An 18,618-nucleotide genomic window follows, 5' to 3' on the forward strand; every position below is an offset into this window, starting at 1 on the left:
TGATCCGGGACATGCCCGTCCCAGCTCGCACTCCATCGTCCCCCATCGTTCCCCGCTACTGTTCCGCGAAGACTACCCCGGCTCCGCCGCAAGCCGGCTCGGAACCGGCAGCGCTCCACGGCGATTCCCGAATCGGTCCGGCGCCCCGTCGAGGACGCCGCCGGCCGGGTCGTCGAGTTCGTTGCCCTCGGCGTCGGTGCGCATCAGGTCTTCCTGTGGCCGCAGGATCTGCCAGATGACGATGACGCACAGGGCCAGCACGAATACCGCGCGGATCACGATGATCGTGGTGAACCACTCCTGCGGCAACCACTTTCGCGACGGGTCGATGAACAGCGACATCCGCGGAATCCACACCAGCGCGTCGACGGCCATCCAGGCCAGCAGCAGTCGTGTGTGTGGAATGGCCAGCACGGCAAGGGGAACCAGCCACAGCGAGTACTGGGGACTCCACACCTTGTTGACGAGCAGGAAGCCGGCGACGATCAGGAAGGCGACCTGCGCGACACGTGGCCGGGTCGGTGCGGCGAGCGACAGCCACCCGATTCCGGCGACGACGAGAACCATGAGGCCGAGCGACACGACGTTGAGGACGTCGACGTTCCAGGTCACCCCGACCGCCTTGGCGACGAGTCGCAGCAGGCTGTCGGCGTCGGCGCCACGATCGGAGTTGAGCCGGAAGAACTCGTACCAGCCGTGCGGGTACTCCACCAGGATCGGCAGGTTCACCGCGGTCCAGGCGATCACCGCGGCGGCCGCGGCGGCCGCCCAGTCGCGGAGCTTGCCCGACCGCAGGCACAAGAAGAACAACACCACCAGCAACAGCACCGGATAGAACTTGGCGGCGGTGCCCAACCCGATGAATACCCCGGCCAGCCATGGTCTTCGCCGCGCCCAGCACAGCAATGCGACGGCCAGGGCGGCGGTAGCGATCGCGTCGAAGTTGGTGAAGGCGTGCACGATGACCAGCGGCGAGGCGGCCGCCACCCACGCCGCCCAGATGCGGGCGCGGGCGGTCAGCGCGGTCGCCCAGATGGTCACGAGCCAGAACAGCGCCAACCCGAGGGCGGCGAGGTCGAAGAACAGGACCGCAGGCAGCGCACCCGGCACGCCAAACCGGTCCATCGCCGACGCCCATTCCCGGGCGGCCCACGCCGTCGCGTACATGTACATCCCGGTGATCACCGGGTACTCCATGTACCGCTTGATCTCCTGGCCCTGCTCGTTCTTCTCGAACCAGTATGTGTGGTAAGGGAATTCGCCCTTGTCGAGCTGTTCGGCGCCGTACAGGGCGAGCACGTCGGAGTAGCAGAGGTCGGTGAACTGCCGCTGATCGGCATGGTCGAGCTGCATCGTCGGGCCGCCGGGGGCGGGCTTGCTCACCGTCTCCTGCTGCAGGCAGCCCGCCTTGCCGAACCACCCCAGTGCCAGCGTGCACAGCGCGAGGAGAAACAGCACCCGGATCGGCGTCCAATGCCGGCTACGGCCCACTGCCGCGTGCGCGCCGATCGGGCCGCCGACGACCCGTGACGCCTCGGCGACCACCGGATCGTGGTGGCTCGGGATCAGCCGTCGCGTGTCGGTGCGCAAGTCCGTTGCCAGTGGCGCCGGGCCGTCGACGCCCGGTTCGCCCGACTCGGCTGTCGCGGGCTCCGCCCCCGTCGCCGCCGACGGGGACCCGTCAGCGTCCGGGCTCAGGGACCGCTCCTTGGTCACCGCCGTTACCGGTGCCCCCGGTGCCGCCGTCGCCGCCGGTACCGCCGCCTCCGGTGCCGCCGTCGCCACCGTTGCCGCCGCCGCCACCACCGCCGGTGCCACCGTTGGCGCCGTTATCGCCACCTGGCTGGGCGCCCCCTGGTACCGGGATGGTGATACCGGGGGCGATCGTGATCGCACCACCACCGCCGCCGGGGACCGGAAGCGTCGGCGTCCGGTTCGGCCGCGACGACGGAGTGTCGTTGTTGTACGTGCTGGGCGGCGGCTCGTAGGGCACACCGGCCTGGCCACCGACGGCCGCCGGCTCCGGGAATTGTTCGATGGACTTGCCGTCGAGGGCGTTGTCCATCGCCTTCTTCCAGATCTGCGCGGACAGGCCACTCCCATACACCGGGGAGCCGCCGTAATTGACCAGTGGCGTGCCCTTGTCGGTACCGACCCACACCGCCGTCGAGAGCTGCGGGGTGTAGCCGACCATCCAGGCGTCCTTGTTCTGGCCGCTGTCACCGAGCTGCGCGGTGCCGGTCTTGGCCGCCGACGGGCGCGCACCCAATTCGCTGTCGTAGAGCGAATTGCCGTTGGAGTAGGCGGCGACCGGCTCGAGCGCAGCGGTGACGTTGTCGGCGACCTTCGCCGGGAAGACCCGCTTACCCGGGTCGGGCTGACGCTCGTAGAGCACCTCACCGGTAGAGGTCTCCACCTTCTGCACGAAGTGCGGGGCGCGGTAGATGCCCGACGCGGCGAGGGTGGCATACGCCGACGCCATATCGATCACGCGCGTCGGATACTGACCCAGGACGACACCGCCGTCGACGCTGCCGTTGGCGTTCTGCAGCGTCTTCTGCTGATCGCCGAACGACTCGGCGACGCCCGCGGCGTGCGCGGCATCGGCCACATCCTGCGCCTTGTTCTTCAGGTCCATCATCAGGCGGTAGTACACCGTGTTCAGCGACATCTTCATCGCCGTCGCCAGATTGCAGGAGCCGCAGCTCTCACCGTCGGAGTTCTCGACGGTGATGCTGGAGTTGGGGATGGGATAGGGCGCCGAGCTGTACACCTTCGACAGCGGAATGCCCTGCTCGAGGGCAGCGACCAACGCGAACACCTTGAACGACGACCCGGTCTGCAATCCACCCTGCGCGTAGTCCCAGCCCTGCGCGTCGTTGCCACCGAAGTAGCCCTGCACACCACCGGTCCGCGGATCGATCGAGACGACGGCCGTGCGTATCTGACTGGGCTCGCCGTTGAGTACCCCGCTGGGGCACGGGTAGAGGTCGTTCTGGCGGCATCCTGCCTGCACTGCGGCGTTCTGCGCCTGTGGATCGATCGTCGTCGTGATCTTGAGACCCTCGGTGCGGACCTGCTGTTCGGAGATGTTGAGGTTGGCGAGTTCGGCCATCACCTGCCGTTTGATCAGACCGTTGGGCCCCACGGTCTCACCGGTCGCCGCCGGCGCAGGCAAGACCTTGGGATAGACGATCGCCGCACGATCGGCCGGGGTGATGGCACCGGTCTGGACCATGCCGTCGAGCACATAGTTCCAGCGGGCCACTGCCGCGTCCTTGTTGACTGCGGGGTCGTAATAGGAGGGCGAACGAATCGCTGCGGCGAGCACCGCGGATTCGGCCGGGGTCAGATCCTTGACGTTCTTACGGAAGTAGGCCTGCGCCGCGGCGCCGACGCCGTAGCCGCCACGCCCGAAGTAGATGGTGTTGAGGTAGGCGCCCAAGATGTCGTCCTTGGACCACTCGCTGGACATCTTGGTCGCGATCACCAGCTCGCGCAGCTTGCGTTCGTAGCTGTGCTCGTCACCGACCAACGCGTTCTTCACGTACTGCTGGGTGATCGTCGAACCACCGCCGGCGAGATCGTTGTTCGTGACCCGACCCCACACCGCGCGGGACAGCCCGCGGATCGAGAAACCGTCGTTGGTGCGGAACTCGCGGTCCTCGGCGGCGATCACCGCTTCCTGCAGCGACTTGGGGATGTCGTTGATGCTGACATCGCTGCGGTTGCCCTCGGGAGGCACGATCTTCGCCAGGGTATTGCCCTTGGCGTCGACGATCGTGGCGACCTGATTCTGCTTGATGTCGCCGGGCCGGGGCACGCTCACCGTCGCGTAGGCGATGAGAAAGCCCACGATCGCGACCAATGCGACAACCGGCACGATCAGGCCGACCGCGCCGACCACCCATCCCAGGATCCGGTAGCGCGAACGCTTCGGATCGTCGCCGGACCCGGACTTCGTGGATCTGGTGCGCCGCGACGTCATATCACGTGACTCGCTCATCGCCGGACCTCCCAATGAACCGCATCTGCGTCGGCTCAACGTTCCTTACAGTACTTATAGGCATCTTCACCGCCCACCACTCTGACGCACCGACGACCGCGAACCAAAAGCCGGACACGGGCGACACACGTCATCGCCGTCCGGGCCGGCTGACCGACCCGACGGCGATTCGCTTCTACTCGGCGACCCGACGGCGCCGCTGCGCACGTGGAGGCAGTCCGGCAACGTACGACTGCACGAGATGGTTCCAGCTGCAGGTACGGCACACCTCGACGACGTGGACCGAGAACTCCTCGGCGGTGGCATCGAGCCGGGAGATCTCCTCGGCCGTCCGCGCCGATCCGGACACCTGGCCGAGTCGCTCGCCGAATACCCACGAGACCAACGTCACGTGCTCCTTGCGGCAGATCGGACACAGGGTCGGACTCGGCCGGCCATGAAACTTGGCGGCTCGCAACAGATACGGACTCGCGTCGCAGACCTCGGCGACACCGGCCCGACCGGAGTGGACCTGCGACAGCCTCGATCGCCGCTGCAGGGCGTAGTCGACGATCTGGCGTTGCACGTCGTCCAGCGTACGTGGTCGGTACCGGTGGTGCCGGTGCGCCTACCCGGCCCTGCGCCCCCGGATCGGCGTGTTCGGATGTGTACTCCATGTACCCGATATCGACAGCGTTTATATCGGTGCGATACATTGGGCACAAGCATCGGTGCGACGGAAGAGCGGAAAGGGGGACGACAGTGCTGGAGATGGCGATTCTCGGACTGCTACTCGAATCCCCCATGCACGGGTACGAGCTGCGCAAGCGGCTCACCGGCCTGCTCGGCGCGTTTCGCGCGTTCTCCTATGGGTCGCTGTATCCGACTCTGCGCCGAATGCAGGCCGACGGTCTCATCGGTGAGACGAGCGCGCCCTCGGGAGTGAAGGTCCGGCGCGGTCGGCGCGTCTACCAGCTCACCCCCGCCGGCCGCGAACGCTTCACCGAACTCGTCGCCGACACCGGACCGCAGAACTACACCGACGACGGTTTCGGCGTTCACCTCGCCTTCTTCAGCCGCACCCCGGCGATCGCGCGGATGCGAATCCTCGAGGGTCGCCGACGCCAGGTCGAGGAACGTCGGGAAGGACTGCGCGAACTCGTCGGGCGTGCCACCGGCAGTTCTGACCGCTACACCCGCCAGATGCACGAGCTGAGTCTGGAGTCGAGCGAACGCGAGGTGCGCTGGCTCAACCAGCTCATCGCCGCCGAGGCCTCCGACGCCGAGCACGACGGCGCCGACACCGCGGCGCGATCCCCCACAAATGTCCCGGACACCGCGTCGTCGCCGACCGGTGCCGGAGAACAGGAAGAAGCCGAGCAGCACGACCGGCTCGGACGAACCCCCGTATCGCAGCCGAGTACTGCGACATCACAAGAAGAAGAAGGAGTACCCGACCATGGGTGAGCCCAATAAGGTGCGCGTGGCCATTGTGGGCGTAGGAAACTGCGCTTCATCCCTGGTCCAGGGCGTGCAGTACTACAAGGACGCCGACGAGAACGCCGCCGTGCCCGGTCTGATGCACGTGAAGTTCGGCCCGTACCACGTGCGCGACGTCGAATTCGTCGCCGCATTCGACGTCGACGCGAAGAAGGTCGGCTTCGACCTCTCCGACGCGATCTTCGCCAGCGAGAACAACACCATCAAAATCGCCGACGTCGCGCCGACCGGTGTGACGGTGCAGCGCGGTCACACCCTCGACGGTCTCGGCAAGTACTACCGCGAGACCATCACCGAGGCCGATGGCGACGGCGCAGACGTCGTGGCCACCCTCAAGGACGCGCAGGTCGACGTCCTCGTCAGCTACCTGCCCGTGGGCTCGGAGCAGGCCGACAAGTTCTACGCCCAGTGCGCCATCGACGCCAAGGTCGCCTTCGTCAACGCGCTGCCGGTGTTCATCGCCTCGGACCCGGAGTGGGCCAAGAAGTTCACCGACGCCGGCGTGCCGATCGTCGGCGACGACATCAAGAGCCAGGTCGGCGCGACCATCACCCACCGCGTGATGGCCAAGCTGTTCGAGGACCGCGGCGTCGCCCTCGACCGCACCTACCAGCTCAATGTCGGCGGCAACATGGACTTCAAGAACATGCTCGAGCGTGAGCGTCTGGAGTCGAAGAAGGTCTCCAAGACCCAGTCCGTGACCTCGAACCTGACCGGCTCGCTCGCCGGCAAGATCGACGACAAGAACGTGCACATCGGCCCGTCCGATCACGTCGCGTGGCTCGACGACCGCAAGTGGGCCTATGTCCGCCTCGAAGGCCGCGCCTTCGGTGACGTGCCGCTGAACCTGGAGTACAAGCTCGAGGTCTGGGACTCGCCCAACTCGGCCGGCATCATCATCGACGCGGTGCGTGCCGCCAAGATCGCCAAGGACCGTGGCATCGGTGGCCCGATCCTGCCGGCGTCGGCCTACCTCATGAAGAGCCCGCCGAAGCAGGTCGCCGACGACATCGCACGTCAGCAGCTCGAGCAGTTCATCGAGGGCTGATACCCGAGATCGACCGCTCGTACGACGGCGGCTCACCCCGATCATGGGGTGGGCCGCCGTCGGCCATGTGTCGGTAGGGTCCGGCACAATCGGCGCATGCGACGACGATGTCTGCGATTGCGGGCCGACCCCGGGTTTATGCGTCCTGCAGAGCACACATGCGCCAGGTCGGCACAGGTACGTGTGGTGCTCGGGGTTTCGCTGGTCGGGCTCGCCGCCCTGGCCGGTTGTGCCACACCCGCCGATTCGGTGAGCGTCACCTCGCCGAGCGAGAGCGCCGCGCGACTTCCGGCGCAGGACTCCGCCTCGGCATCGCCCGCCAGCACACCGACCGGCACCACACCCAGCAGCACCACACCGACCGACGCCGCACCGGCCGGCCCGGCCCGGGCCCTGCTGCAACTCCTGCCGGTGAAGGGCCGCGCACCCAAAACCGGTTACAGCAGAGCGCAATTCGGCTCGCCGTGGAACGACGACGTGACCGTCGAGGACGGCCACAACGGCTGCGATACACGCAATGACATCCTGCGCCGCGATCTCGTGGACATCACGTTCAAGCCGGGTACCCGCGACTGCGTGATCGCCACCGGAACGCTGCACGACCCCTACACCGACAAGACCATCGACTTCACGCGCGGCGCGGAGACCTCGTCGACCGTCCAGATCGACCACGTCGTCGCCCTCTCGGATGCCTGGCAGAAGGGCGCGCAGCAACTGACGAAGCAGCAGCGCGTCGACTTCGCGAACGATCCACGCAACCTGCAGGCCACCGACGGCCCCACCAATCAGCGCAAGCGTGACGGCGACGCCGCGACGTGGCTACCACCGCACAAGGCATACCGCTGCACGTACGCCATTCGGCAGATCCAGGTGAAGGCGGCCTACCACCTGTGGGTCACCGCCGCCGAGCGCGACGCCCTCGGCCGGCTACTCGACGACTGTCCCGCCGGGCGCTGACTCACCTCATGCCGATTCCAGACGCCCCCCGGACCAGATCCACGAAGTGATCCCGCCGTCGACGTAGGTGCTGTCCCGCTGCGCCACAGCCAGTTCCGACGCGGCCGTCGGCGACGCGACACAGTAGGGACCTTGGCAATAGGCGATGATCCGCCGATCGGTCGGCAACGCGTCGAGGTGCTCGCGCAGTTCGCCGAGTGGTATCGAGATCGCACCGGGAATGTGCCCGCGCTCGTATTCGTGCCGCGGCCGCACATCGATGACGAGCACCGATCCGTCGTCGAGACGGCTACGCAGTTCCGCGGCGGTCAGCGGCGTGAGATCGGCATGCTCGGCGAAGTACATCTCGACCTCGGTGCGCACCGCGGCAACATTGTCCCGGGAGAACCGGTGGAAGACCCCGAGCAGCGCGGCGACGTCGTCGGAGGCCAACCGGTAGTGAATGCGCACTCCGTCGCGCCGGCCGGCAACCAACTGGGCGGCGCGCAGGATCTGCAGCTGCGACGAGGTGTTCTTCAGGTTCACGTGCGCGTCGGCGGCGAGCTCCTCGACCGTGCGCTCGCCGTCGGTCAGGATGTCGAGCAGCCGCAACCGGATCGGGCTGGCCAGCGCCTTACCGACGCGTCCGAGTTCGGTGTAGATCCCGAGCTCGGGAAAGCCTTCGCCCGTGGCACTCATGACGCCTCCTCGACGACGATCGGTACCGGCCGCCGACGTCCCACCGACGCTGCAGCAACGGCGATCCCGAGCAGCGCGACCACTGCGAACCCGAAGAACAGGTAGCGGGCCGACGCGATGTCGCTGCTGCCGAAGCTCACGAGGAGACCGGCGACCGCGGACCCCACGGCATTGGCCACCATCTGGACGGTGTTCACCCCGGCCGACGCGCGCGCCGCCTCGGCATCGTCGGTGGTGATGGTCATCGCCGCGGTCGCGATGTGCGGGAACGCCATGCCGATGCCGCAGCCGGCGACGAACAGGACGACGAACCACCCGGCGATCCCACCCGCGCCGTCGAACGATTGCAGCGCACCGTAAGCGGCGAGCCCCGCTCCCAGCACGCCCGGACCGGCCAGGCGAACGACGCGTGAGCGACTCCCCTCGGCGAAGGTCGTGCTGAGGATCTGCGACGTCGACCATCCCCATGAGAGGGCGGCGCCGAGAAGGCCGGCCGCGAACGGCCCCAGGCCGCCGATGCGCTGGCCGAACAGGGGGATGAACGTCTCCGTGGTCGACCCGATCGCCAGCACCGCCACCGACAGGTAGATCCACTTGAGCGGATTGCCCGCCACGTAGGTCAGCCGCGGGAGCAAGCCCACGCCCTTTCGACGGTCGACGCCGACGAAGGCGAACAATGACGCAGCCCCCACGCAGATGAGGGTGACCGTCGCGGCAGTGCCGGTGGTCAGACTCGCGACCGACAGCGCAGCGGCGGCAAGGGCGACCGCCACCAACGACCACCAGGGAATCGGCGGATTGCGCACCGGCGCAACGCGATTGTGTGGGAGCGCGCGCGCCGTCGGGACCATGACGACGGCCGCGACGACGACGAGCAGCCAGAACGAGCCCCGCCAGAAATGCAACTGGGCGAACAGCCCGCCGAGAGCCGGTCCGATCAGATTGCCGACCCCCCACATCGCCGAGGTGAAACCGATGGCGCGCACCCACAGTCGTTCTGGCAACGCGATGCGGACGACCGCGAATGCCAGTCCGGTGAGCAGTCCGCCGCCAAGGCCCTGGACGACGCGGCCGACCAGCAGGACCGGCATCGTCGGGGCCACGGCGCCGATGAGCGACCCCACCCCGAAGGCGAAGAAGGCGCCGAGATAGGCCGTGCGGGCGCCCAGCCGTGACAGCGTCGGCGTCACCAGCATGGACGCGCACACCGCCGCCAGCAGGAAGGTGGTCATCACCCACGCGTAGAGGTCGGCGCCGCCGATGTCGTCGATGGCACTCGGCAACGACGCCGCCGTCAAGTATGTGCTGATGGCGAAAACTGCCACGCCCGTGGCCAATACGGCGACCGCACTGCGATGCTGCGGGGCGAAGAGGTCCGCCCATGTCGCCGCGGCGGGCGCCGCCGAACCACTTTCCGCCATATTCTATGGATTACTAGAATATGGCCGGGTGTGTCAACCGCCGGCTCGCTACGCGGTGACCCCCAGTCGATTCGCGAGCCACGGCAACTGAGCGGCAAAGCCTTGCGACCACACGCCGAAGCTGTGGCCACCGGGCACGGTGGTGAAACGCACGTTCATCCCGGCGCCGCGGGCCAGCGTGTACACCTTCTCCAGTCCGGGCCGATATTGCCCGTCATCGGCACCGACCAGGAAGACCCCGGATACGTTCGGGTACTGCTTGCGCCGCAGGAGGTCGACCGGGTTCACTCCTTCGAACCGCCCCTGGTCGCCGCCGAACGCTGCCTGCACGGTGGTCCGACGATCCCCGAGGGTCGGCTCGTACTGTCCCGACATGTCGAGGAACGTCGGGTACATGTCCGGATAGTTCACGGCCAGTTGCAGCGCGCAGGTGCCGCCGTACGACAGACCACCCACCGCCCACTTGTCCCGAGGCTGCTCGACTTGCAGATTCGTCTTCGCCCACGCGGCCACATCGGCGGTCAGGTAGGTTGCGGCATTGCCGAGCCGGGAGTCCATGCACAGCGGATTGTCCAGCTCGGTTCCGGTTCCGTCCGCGACGATCACCACCGGTGTCACCCCATGGTGATGTGCCGCGAAATCGTCGAGCGTGCCGACCATCTGAACACTGGTCAGCCAGTCCGAGGGCGAACCAGGTTGTCCGGCAAGCAGTACCAACACCGGCAGCAGTGGCCGCGGCTGCGCGAAGTAGGCAGGTGGCAGATACACCTCGGCCGGTCGTGCATCGAAATGTGAGGCAGAGCCCGGTATTGCCGCGGAGGCGACTCGGCCTCGTTCGGGAAGCCCCTGGGGAGCAGACCATTTCGCCAGTGGAACCGTACTTCCGCGGGGAACCCCGTTCAGGTCCACACTCTCGACATGATCGAGCCCGAGTGCCGCCCGCAGCGTCGGATATGACGCGAAGTGCACATTGATGAAGGTGAGGCCGAGGAGCACCACGAGCACCGCGGCGATCACCGTGATCGCGCGGTGCCCGAGCGGCACCGCTCGGGTGAACAGACGAGGTATGGCGAGCAGGATGCCGAGTAGCGCGACGCCGGCCCAGACGTAGACCGACAGCGGGATGGCCTCGGGGAACCGGCGCCAGACGTCTTCGATATACCAACGGGCGACAGCGATCACGATGACCGTCGTGACCACGGTCAGCGGTACGACGATCACCAGATACCGCACACTGCGGCGCGCCACCAGCCAGATCAGCCCCGCCGCTCCGGCGACCAACATCGCGATCGGGACCCAGCCATGGATGATCGACAGATTCAGCACCGCGGACATACACCGACCACCGATCTCTGCACGGGACCTACGCTCTTTCACGTCGATCGAGAAGCCCCGCCAGGCGCACCAACTGCCCGGGCGTGGCCTGCGGAAGGTAAGCCCTGCTGATGGCCAAACCTATTCGGGGAAGGTCGCTTTCGTCTCGATAGGCAAGGTAGACCGGTTCATAGCGGGGGCTGAACTTCTTCTTGAACGCATGCAGTGACCGGAATCCGTACAACGGCTCCATCGCCGCACCCATCACATCGAGTACCCGGTCGGTCGCCGACGTCTCCGCGTTCTCGTCGGCGGTGGCCAACGGTGCCCCCGACAGGGAGACGAACTGTGCACCCTCCCGTTGGAACCCGAGTATCGCTGAGCCGAGCAAGAACTCGATCACGGGCCCGAAACCGTCGGGGCGCCTGCGCATGACGTCGAGTGTCCAGCCTGCGACGGCGCCGCCGGGGGCGTACACCGGCAGCCACGACAGCACCCCGTGCACGTTGCCTTCCTCGTCGATGGCCAGCGAGACACGGACTTCCGGGTCCAGAGCTTCGTCGACGCCTCCGAGGGTGAAGCCCATTTCCGGCAATCCTTTGTCCCCCACCCACTCGTCGGAGATGGAACGGACCTGCGCCTTGATGGAAAAGGGTTCCTCGGCGCGTGCGACGAGGCGATGGGATATCCCCGATTTTTTGGCCTTGTTCAGTGCTGTTCGCACGTGCTGCCACGACTTGCCCTTGAACGCCAGCCCCGGTAGATCCACGATCGAGTCTTCGGCGATTTTCGCAGTGCGCCAACTCAGTTGGCGAAGGATGGCTGCGGTGTCTGCGCCGATGGAGAACCAGCAGGGCGTCAGCCCGCTCGACTCCGCGAAGTCGACGAACTCCTTGATCGTCCGGGTGGCATCGTCGTCGGAACACACGGGGTCGGCCAGCGCCAGCAACGTTCCGGCGTGCCGTTGATACGTCACCGCTGACCCGCCTGCCGCGGCGTCGCCGAACAGATAGTGATTGCCGTCCCAGGTCGTCATCCAGGACATGGTGCCGCCGCCGTGCGCGTGCAGCAGTCGCTTGACCTCCGCGGTGTCCGCCTCGTCGCCGCGCACACCGCTGCGGAAGGGGACCCGGAAGGCGAAGCGTCCCGAGACAAGCACCGCGACCTCGGTCAGCCATAGCAGCGACGTACCCAAGGTCACCGCGCCACGAGCCTGGAAGTCGGTGAACGCCACGGCCAACACCACGAACACGAAGCCCACGACGTTCAATCCGCCGATCACGACGGTCGCCCACCATGCCCAATGTTTGCCCCGGCGCAGTTGGGCCGCCACCAACGCGATCAGCGCCACTTCGATCCACATGACCCACACCGACGATCCGTCGGAGTCGGTCGGCCCCAAGGGACCCGAACCGGGAAAGAACCACACCAAGACGTCCGCCGCGGCGATCACGAGGAGACCGGCGAATCCCACCAGACGTACCTCGCGTCGGCTGCGCGGTGCAAACCCGTGCTCGGTGCCGCTGAACAGGCGCTCGCCCAGCGGGAGCATCACGGCAAACGCGACGAGATGCGCGACGTCGGACAGACTTCCCTCGAACAGCAAGGACAACGCGACATACGATGCCAGGATCAGCCGCAATCGCAGCCGCCACGGTGATCGGACCGTGGCGCTCGCGGCGACCACCGCTCCGACGATCCCCGTCGTCATCCCGACATCACGCACCTGCGCCAATTGGGACGGCCATTCCCATCCGATACCGCTGATCACCTGGTCGCTGAGCCCCCAGGCGAACAATGCGGCGATCAGGTGTCCGAGGAACTGGGCGGCGACGAACACCCCGACAAGGCGTAGGCTGCCCAGCCGCCACTCGGCCCAGGCGAGCAGCGTGATCACCATGATCAGGATGCTCACCAACTGCCAGGGCGTCAGCCCGAAGAACATTCCGGTACCGAGCGTCCACCATTCGCCGTCGGCGAATGCCGGCACACCATAAGCGACGTCGTGAAAGTAGCTCTTGTCTTTTGTTGCGCTCCAGAGCGTTCCCGTGGCGAGACCGATGATCAGCAAGCATGCGAACAGCAGCAGCGACACGGGGGCATGCCCGGCGATCACCCGGGCGTAGTGGATCGCCCGAGCCGTCACCGTGGGTGCGTGTGGCACCGAGGTGATGTCGTCGTCGATCGCTACGGTATCTGACATGACAAGGAGCGTAGGCGATTTGGCGATGGCATCCCCGCGAGAACCGGAAGCACAAGTACTGCTTGTCAATATGAACCCAATGCTTGGGCGCAATGGCTTGCGTGTGCCGACTCTGCCGTCCTAAAGTTGCGTACATCCCGTCAGGGACGAGGGGGATGCGCCGGTTGGGGTGCCTTCGATACGTTCGATCCGTATGTCCTCCACTACTTTTCGATGCTCGCCTGCCAGAACGACGGGAGACGCGCCCTCGCGTGGTCGTCGATGCCGCGCATCTTCATAGTCGTTCGGATGAGGAGTTGGCCTGTTGGATGTGGGCGAGATTCGTGCCGGATTTCTTCGGTACATGACCGATCGGGGCCATGCGGTCATCGACCGCGCGCCACTGGTCCTGCGAGACGATCCGACTACTCTGTTCACCGGCAGTGGTATGCAGCCTCTGGTCCCGTATCTGATGGGTGCCGACCATCCGGGTGGGACGCAGGTGGCCGATGTACAACCATGTCTGCGCTCGCAGGACATCGACGAGGTCGGCGACAACCGCCATACGACCTTCTTCGAGATGCTCGGCAATTGGAGTTTCGGCAGCTACTTCAAACGCGAGCAGATCGAGGCTCTCTGGGGTCTTCTCGTCGATGTCGTCGGGTTGGATCCCGAACGACTCTACGTGTCGGTGTACTCCGGGGACTTCGAACTCGGCATCCCGCGCGACGACGACAGCGCCGACATCTGGGCAGAGCTGTTCGAGCGCGCCGGAATAGCCACCGACCGCACAGTTCTCGATACCGAGGAGCGTGCCGACTCGGTAGGCAGTCAAGGGGCCCACATCTGCTACTACCGCGACAAGAACTGGTGGTCACGTGCCGGCGGTCCGGCCGACATGCCCGTCGGCGAACCGGGCGGACCCGATACCGAGGTGTTCTACCACTTTCCCCAGGTTCCCCACGACACCGCCTACGGCGACCACCCGCACCCGAACTCCGATGGTGGCCAATACATGGAGATCGGGAATTCGGTGTTCATGCAGTTCGCCAAGGACGTCGGCGGTTTGCGTCCGCTGACGCGCCGCAACGTCGACTTCGGCGGCGGCCTCGAGCGGATCGCCGCGGCCTCCATCGACAGTCCCGACGTCTACCGGGTCAGCACCCTGTGGCCGATCATCTGCGGCATCGAAACCCTCTCGGGGACAAGATATGAGGCGCAGACCCAGACGATGCGCATCATCGCCGACCATCTCCGCGGCGCGGTTTTCCTGATCGCCGACGGCATCGTCCCGGCCGCCAAGGAGCACGGCTACGTCCTGCGGCGCCTGCTCCGCCGGGCGATCCGGTTCGCCCATGGCCTCGGACTCACCGATGGGGTCACCGCCGAACTCGCGGCGATCGTCATCGACATCTATGCCGCCGCGTACCCGGACGTTGCCGCGCAACGCGAACACATCATGCAGGTGCTCGGGAAAGAAGAACGTTCCTTCCGCCGCACCCTCGGCAAGGGTCTGCGGGAACTGCGCCGGCTGGGCAAGGAGAGCCGGCCCATCACCGGTGCCGACTTCTTCACGTTGTATGACCGCTACGGATTCCCCGTCGAGTTGTCCTCTGAGGAGGCCGTCACGCGCGGTCTCGACATCAGCCCGGACTGGCGCACCGACTTCGACGCCCATGTGCGGGAACAGCGAGAGCGGTCGCGTTCCGGCAGTCGGCTCGGTGTGCACTGACGGCCGCATCAATCGGTCATCCGGGGAAAGTGGGCGATCCGTGGATGGCGGATGCATTCTCCGGAAGACCACGGTGCTGATCGGTATCTGCTGTCTGGCAATGTGTTCCGTGGCCAGCGGATGCACGAGCCGGCCGGCTGGGTCGGCGACCGACACCGCCCCGACCGAGATCGCGGTCATCGGCGATTCGTTTGCCACCGGCTTCGGACTGACCGATCCCCGATCTCGCTCTTTTCCACGCGTATTGGCGTCCGATATCTGTCGTCGGATCGTCGTCAATGCCCAGGATGGCACCGGGTACGTCAATCCGCCGCATGGTCATCGCGGATTCCAGACCTACCGTGCCCGGCTACCGGAGGTACCGAAAGGCCCACTCCGCGCGCTGATCCTGCAGGGCAGTGACAACGACGGCACATACCCGCCGGCCGAGATCACCGATCGCGCAGAGCAGACGTTCGATGCGCTCACCGACTCGGCCCCGGATCGCCTCATCGTCGCCGTCGGCCCGACGCGCGTTCCCGACAAGGAGTTGGCGCAACTCACCATGATTCGCGATGCACTTCGAACGGCCGCCGCACATTCGCACGTGGTGTTTGTCGACCCGATCGCCGAGAACTGGCTCGCATCACCCGATTCCTATGGCGCCGACCGCGAGCATCCCAGTGCCGCCGGCCACGCCGAGCTGGCGCTGCACCTTCGGACCGTGTTGGCGGCGAACGGCATCGACACCCGTTGCGGTATGGGTTCCGACTCGATCAGGGCATCCCGATGATCGGAACAACACTCATGACCAGGCCGGTACGTGCAATTCGCTCCGGTTCCGGCCGACGTCTGGTGCGGGCACGAGCCGGGATGACCATGGTGACCGCGTACATCCTGATCGCGGTCACCACCATCCTGGTGACCCGCGCCTACTTGACCGCCACCGGATTCCCTCAGGTGGGCGGTGCCAGCCTGCACATCGCACATGCCCTATACGGCGCCGCGCTGATGACCGTCGCCATGGTAGTGCAGTGGCTGTTCCTCGGACGCAACGCGCGCATCGTCGGAATCGTGCTCGGCGGCGTGGGTTTCGGCCTCTTCCTCGACGAGGTCGGCAAGTTCGTCACCAAGACCAATGACTACTTCTATCACCCGGCTGCCGACATCATGTACTTGAGCATGATGGTGGTCATCATCGGCGGGAACCTTGTTCGGTTCGCAAGGCGGCCCACGGCCCATGAGTCGCTGACGAACGCCGCCGAAATCGCCGCACAGGGACTGGTCACCGGACTGGGCCGCAGGCGTCGTGAAGTGGCCATGACGCTCGCCGCGCGGGCCGAGGCAGGTGGTGCCGACGCACGCGCGGTGCAGGCGGTGCGCGACATGCTCTACGCGTGTGACGATGCGCCGGAGCGCCTTCCGGGCCTGCGCCTGGCCGTATCGGCGGCCGTACCCGGGCCGGTCACCACAGTCTGGCGCTCCCCGATCGTGGCGTCACTGGCCGGCTGGGCCATGGTTGCGGTCTCCCTGGAGACCTGTGCGACTACACTTCTCGGGGTTCCGTGGAGGCCCTCAGAGCTGCTTTTCGGCGCTGATGGGGGTGGCGACGGGGTGGTGTGGGTCTCGGATCTGACCTACCTCGTACTGGGCGGCGTGTCCTTTGTGCTCGCTGTGATCGCGCTGGTGGCTCGCCGGGTCACCCGTCGGCGACGGCCGCCGCCGCTGCTGCCGTTGCGTCTGCTGCTGGCAGTGGCCGTCTCGTTCACCTTTGTCGGCGCCATCACCGATTTCGCGCAGTTCGGATTCGGTGCACTGGTCAGCGTTGCGATCGGGTTGTTCACGATCTCGGTCATCGCCCGCGAGATTCGCGGAATCCAGTTCCACGAGACCCGGTCGGAGCGAACACGTTCGATTCGTTTGTGAGATCCTCGGCCCACGCACGTTCCAGCGCCGCCCGGTTGACGCGCAGCACCTCGTCGAGGTCGCCGTCGCTGACCGGGTCGGGTACCCCGTCGGACAGGATCTCGAGCACACAGGGTCCCCGGTAGCCCGCATCGTACAGAGCGTGCAGTAGCCGGCCGGTCGGGATCTCCCCGTCGCCCACGCTGCGTCGGTCGGCGCCCGAACGTGGTGTCCGCCAATCGCTCACCTGCAGAAGGAAGAGTCGGTCACCGGCATCGGCGATCGCACCGAGCAGGTCCGGGTTCTGCCAGAGGTTCCACGTGTCGAAGCAGATGCCGACGTTCTCACGATTCACCTCACGAATGAGGTCGAGGCCTTGTTGCAACGTCCAGATCGCCGTCTCCTGGTTCAACGACACCGGATTCAACGGTTCCAGCCCGATGCGAACCCCGTGGTCGGTGGCGACGTCGGCCAACTCCCGATGGTCCACGATGTTCTGCCGGATCGCCTCGGCCATGTTGCCTGCCGGAGCGGGGCCGGTGTTGGTGACGAACACCGCATCCGGCGCGTACGGGGCCACGAGCTGCACGCACTGCTCGAAGGCGTCGAGGCGCTGCCGATGGTCGGTGGGCCGCGGTTGCCCAGCACTGGGAAACATCGCTCGCACCGACGCCTGTACCGAGCTGATCGACAACCCGGACCCGACGGCCCTCTCGAGTTGCGCGGCGGCCCGATGCGGGTCGGGGTCGAGCTTGTCCTGACAGACCTCGATCACCCCGATCCCCGCATCGGTGCAATGCGCCACATCGTCGTCGAAAGACCAACCGGTGGTGGTGAATTGGTTCACCGCGTAGGCGAATGGCAATTGCGCCGGATGGGTCATCGTCGCGCGCCTACCACTTCGCGCGGAGCCCGGGAAGCAGGTCGGATTTGCAGAAGTCGAAGAATCCGTCCGGGTCGGGACCGGCGTTCTGCAGGACCAGCTGGTCGAATCCGGCGTCGACATACTGCTTCACGACCTCGGCATGCCGGTCCGGGTCCGGTCCGCAGGCGAATTGCTCGAGCACGTCCTCTTCTCGCACCGTGGTGCTGGCGGCATCGAAGTTGACCGGATTGGGCAGTTCGCTCATCACCTTCCACCCGGTCACGAACCAGCGCGACTTCTCGAGAACCGCTTGGGCACCCTCTTCGGGGGTGCCGGCAAAGGCGAGCGGGATCTCGCTGTACTTCGGGCCGTCGCCGCCGGCCGCCTGGTAGGCGTCCACGATCTTCGACTTCGGTTCGGTCGCAAACAATCCGTCACCGAGTTCGGCGGCGATGCGCGCCGACGCGCCGCCACTACTGGCGACCGCGATCACCGGGTGTTTGTCGGGCAGATCGAAGACCTGGGCGTCCTCGATCTGCAGGTACTTGCCCTCATAGGACTGGTATCCACCCGACCAGAGGAGACGGATGATCTCCAGGGCCTCACGCAGCATGTCGTGCCTCTTTTTCGCGCCGGGCCACCCGATGCCGATGACGTGCTCGTTCAACCGTTCACCGGCACCGACGCCGAGCGTGAACCGCCCGTCGGAGATGATCGCGGTCGTCGCCGCGGCCTGCGCGATGACCGCCGGGTGATACCGCATGGTCGGACAGGTGACTCCGGTCGCGATCCGGAGTCGGTCGGTCTTGGCGGCTATCGACGCCAGCAGGGACCACGTGAACGCGCTGTGCCCCTGGACGTCGAGCCAGGGATGGAAGTGGTCGCTCAGTTCGACGAAGTCGAACCCCACCTCCTCGGCACGCAGGGCTTGGCGGATGATCTCCTTCGGCCCGAACGACTCCGTCGAGAGCTTGTATCCGTACTGCATATCCTCGGTTCCTTTCGGTTACTCACTTTTTGGCCGTCGGCCAGGTGGTGGGGCTTGACCACGA

15 protein-coding genes are annotated in these 18,618 nt (G+C 66.3%); 6 read left to right on the forward strand and 9 right to left on the reverse strand.

Going from position 1 to position 18,618, the window contains the following annotated elements; genetic code table 11:
* Positions 1 to 72: 72 nt before the first annotated feature.
* From ACPXB3_RS04645 to ACPXB3_RS04655, 3 genes are all read right to left on the reverse strand, one after another.
* Entirely contained in the window at positions 73 to 1,716 is a 1,644-nt protein-coding gene (locus ACPXB3_RS04645) for a glycosyltransferase family 87 protein (protein ID WP_425706206.1), read from the reverse strand.
* On the reverse strand, positions 1,682 to 4,006 hold the full coding sequence (locus ACPXB3_RS04650) for a transglycosylase domain-containing protein (RefSeq protein ID WP_425706205.1): 2,325 nt from the start codon (positions 4,004 to 4,006) through the stop codon (positions 1,682 to 1,684). The genes ACPXB3_RS04645 and ACPXB3_RS04650 overlap by 35 nt, the downstream gene beginning before the upstream one ends.
* Positions 4,007 to 4,181: 175 nt before the next feature.
* Positions 4,182 to 4,571, reverse strand: a complete 390-nt coding sequence (locus tag ACPXB3_RS04655) for a DUF5318 family protein (RefSeq protein WP_425726668.1) — start codon at positions 4,569 to 4,571, stop codon at positions 4,182 to 4,184.
* A gap of 176 nt (positions 4,572 to 4,747) precedes the next feature.
* Here ACPXB3_RS04655 and ACPXB3_RS04660 point away from each other — a divergent pair, with 176 nt between their 5' ends.
* The 3 genes from ACPXB3_RS04660 (at position 4,748) to ACPXB3_RS04670 (ending at position 7,490) form a co-directional block, all read left to right on the forward strand.
* Positions 4,748 to 5,452, forward strand: coding sequence for a PadR family transcriptional regulator (locus ACPXB3_RS04660; RefSeq protein ID WP_425706203.1), 705 nt, complete (start codon positions 4,748 to 4,750; stop codon positions 5,450 to 5,452).
* Complete coding sequence (locus tag ACPXB3_RS04665) at positions 5,445 to 6,533, forward strand: inositol-3-phosphate synthase (RefSeq protein WP_425706202.1); 1,089 nt, start codon at positions 5,445 to 5,447, stop codon at positions 6,531 to 6,533. The genes ACPXB3_RS04660 and ACPXB3_RS04665 overlap by 8 nt, the downstream gene beginning before the upstream one ends.
* A gap of 186 nt (positions 6,534 to 6,719) precedes the next feature.
* Complete coding sequence (locus tag ACPXB3_RS04670) at positions 6,720 to 7,490, forward strand: HNH endonuclease family protein (protein WP_425726670.1); 771 nt, start codon at positions 6,720 to 6,722, stop codon at positions 7,488 to 7,490.
* A gap of 6 nt (positions 7,491 to 7,496) precedes the next feature.
* Here the strand turns inward: ACPXB3_RS04670 and ACPXB3_RS04675 are convergent, their stop codons facing one another.
* The 4 genes from ACPXB3_RS04675 to ACPXB3_RS04690 are packed head-to-tail and all read right to left on the reverse strand — an operon-like array spanning position 7,497 to position 13,106.
* Positions 7,497 to 8,168 carry an ArsR/SmtB family transcription factor gene (locus tag ACPXB3_RS04675; protein WP_425726672.1) on the reverse strand — a complete coding sequence of 224 codons (672 nt, stop codon included), beginning with the start codon at positions 8,166 to 8,168 and terminating at the stop codon, positions 7,497 to 7,499.
* Positions 8,165 to 9,589, reverse strand: coding sequence for an MFS transporter (locus ACPXB3_RS04680; RefSeq protein ID WP_425726674.1), 1,425 nt, complete (start codon positions 9,587 to 9,589; stop codon positions 8,165 to 8,167). The genes ACPXB3_RS04675 and ACPXB3_RS04680 overlap by 4 nt, the downstream gene beginning before the upstream one ends.
* A gap of 48 nt (positions 9,590 to 9,637) precedes the next feature.
* Positions 9,638 to 10,924, reverse strand: coding sequence for an alpha/beta hydrolase (locus ACPXB3_RS04685; RefSeq protein WP_425726676.1), 1,287 nt, complete (start codon positions 10,922 to 10,924; stop codon positions 9,638 to 9,640).
* A 28-nt stretch (positions 10,925 to 10,952) separates the two neighbouring features.
* Entirely contained in the window at positions 10,953 to 13,106 is a 2,154-nt protein-coding gene (locus tag ACPXB3_RS04690) for a bifunctional lysylphosphatidylglycerol flippase/synthetase MprF (protein WP_425726678.1), read from the reverse strand.
* A gap of 310 nt (positions 13,107 to 13,416) precedes the next feature.
* On the opposite strand from ACPXB3_RS04690, the gene ACPXB3_RS04695 reads away from it, so the two are divergent.
* From ACPXB3_RS04695 to ACPXB3_RS04705, 3 genes are all read left to right on the forward strand, one after another.
* Positions 13,417 to 14,817 carry an alanine--tRNA ligase-related protein gene (locus ACPXB3_RS04695; protein ID WP_425706196.1) on the forward strand — a complete coding sequence of 467 codons (1,401 nt, stop codon included), beginning with the start codon at positions 13,417 to 13,419 and terminating at the stop codon, positions 14,815 to 14,817.
* Between the two features lie 109 nt (positions 14,818 to 14,926).
* Positions 14,927 to 15,589, forward strand: coding sequence for an SGNH/GDSL hydrolase family protein (locus ACPXB3_RS04700; protein WP_425726680.1), 663 nt, complete (start codon positions 14,927 to 14,929; stop codon positions 15,587 to 15,589).
* Positions 15,590 to 15,669: 80 nt separating this feature from the next.
* On the forward strand, positions 15,670 to 16,722 hold the full coding sequence (locus tag ACPXB3_RS04705; protein ID WP_425726682.1) for a hypothetical protein: 1,053 nt from the start codon (positions 15,670 to 15,672) through the stop codon (positions 16,720 to 16,722).
* Here ACPXB3_RS04705 and ACPXB3_RS04710 read toward each other — a convergent pair.
* Both ACPXB3_RS04710 and ACPXB3_RS04715 read right to left on the reverse strand, forming a co-directional pair.
* The gene (locus tag ACPXB3_RS04710; protein ID WP_425726684.1) at positions 16,649 to 17,584 is read right to left on the reverse strand and encodes a sugar phosphate isomerase/epimerase family protein; all 936 of its coding nucleotides are present in this window, start codon (positions 17,582 to 17,584) and stop codon (positions 16,649 to 16,651) included. The two genes, ACPXB3_RS04705 and ACPXB3_RS04710, sit on opposite strands and share 74 nt — an antisense overlap.
* A 10-nt stretch (positions 17,585 to 17,594) precedes the next feature.
* Positions 17,595 to 18,554 carry a TIGR03557 family F420-dependent LLM class oxidoreductase gene (locus ACPXB3_RS04715; RefSeq protein ID WP_425726686.1) on the reverse strand — a complete coding sequence of 320 codons (960 nt, stop codon included), beginning with the start codon at positions 18,552 to 18,554 and terminating at the stop codon, positions 17,595 to 17,597.
* Between the last annotated feature and the right edge of the window lie 64 nt (positions 18,555 to 18,618).

This window comes from Gordonia sp. DT219 (genome assembly GCF_049847065.1).
Classification (GTDB): Bacteria; Actinomycetota; Actinomycetes; order Mycobacteriales; family Mycobacteriaceae; genus Gordonia.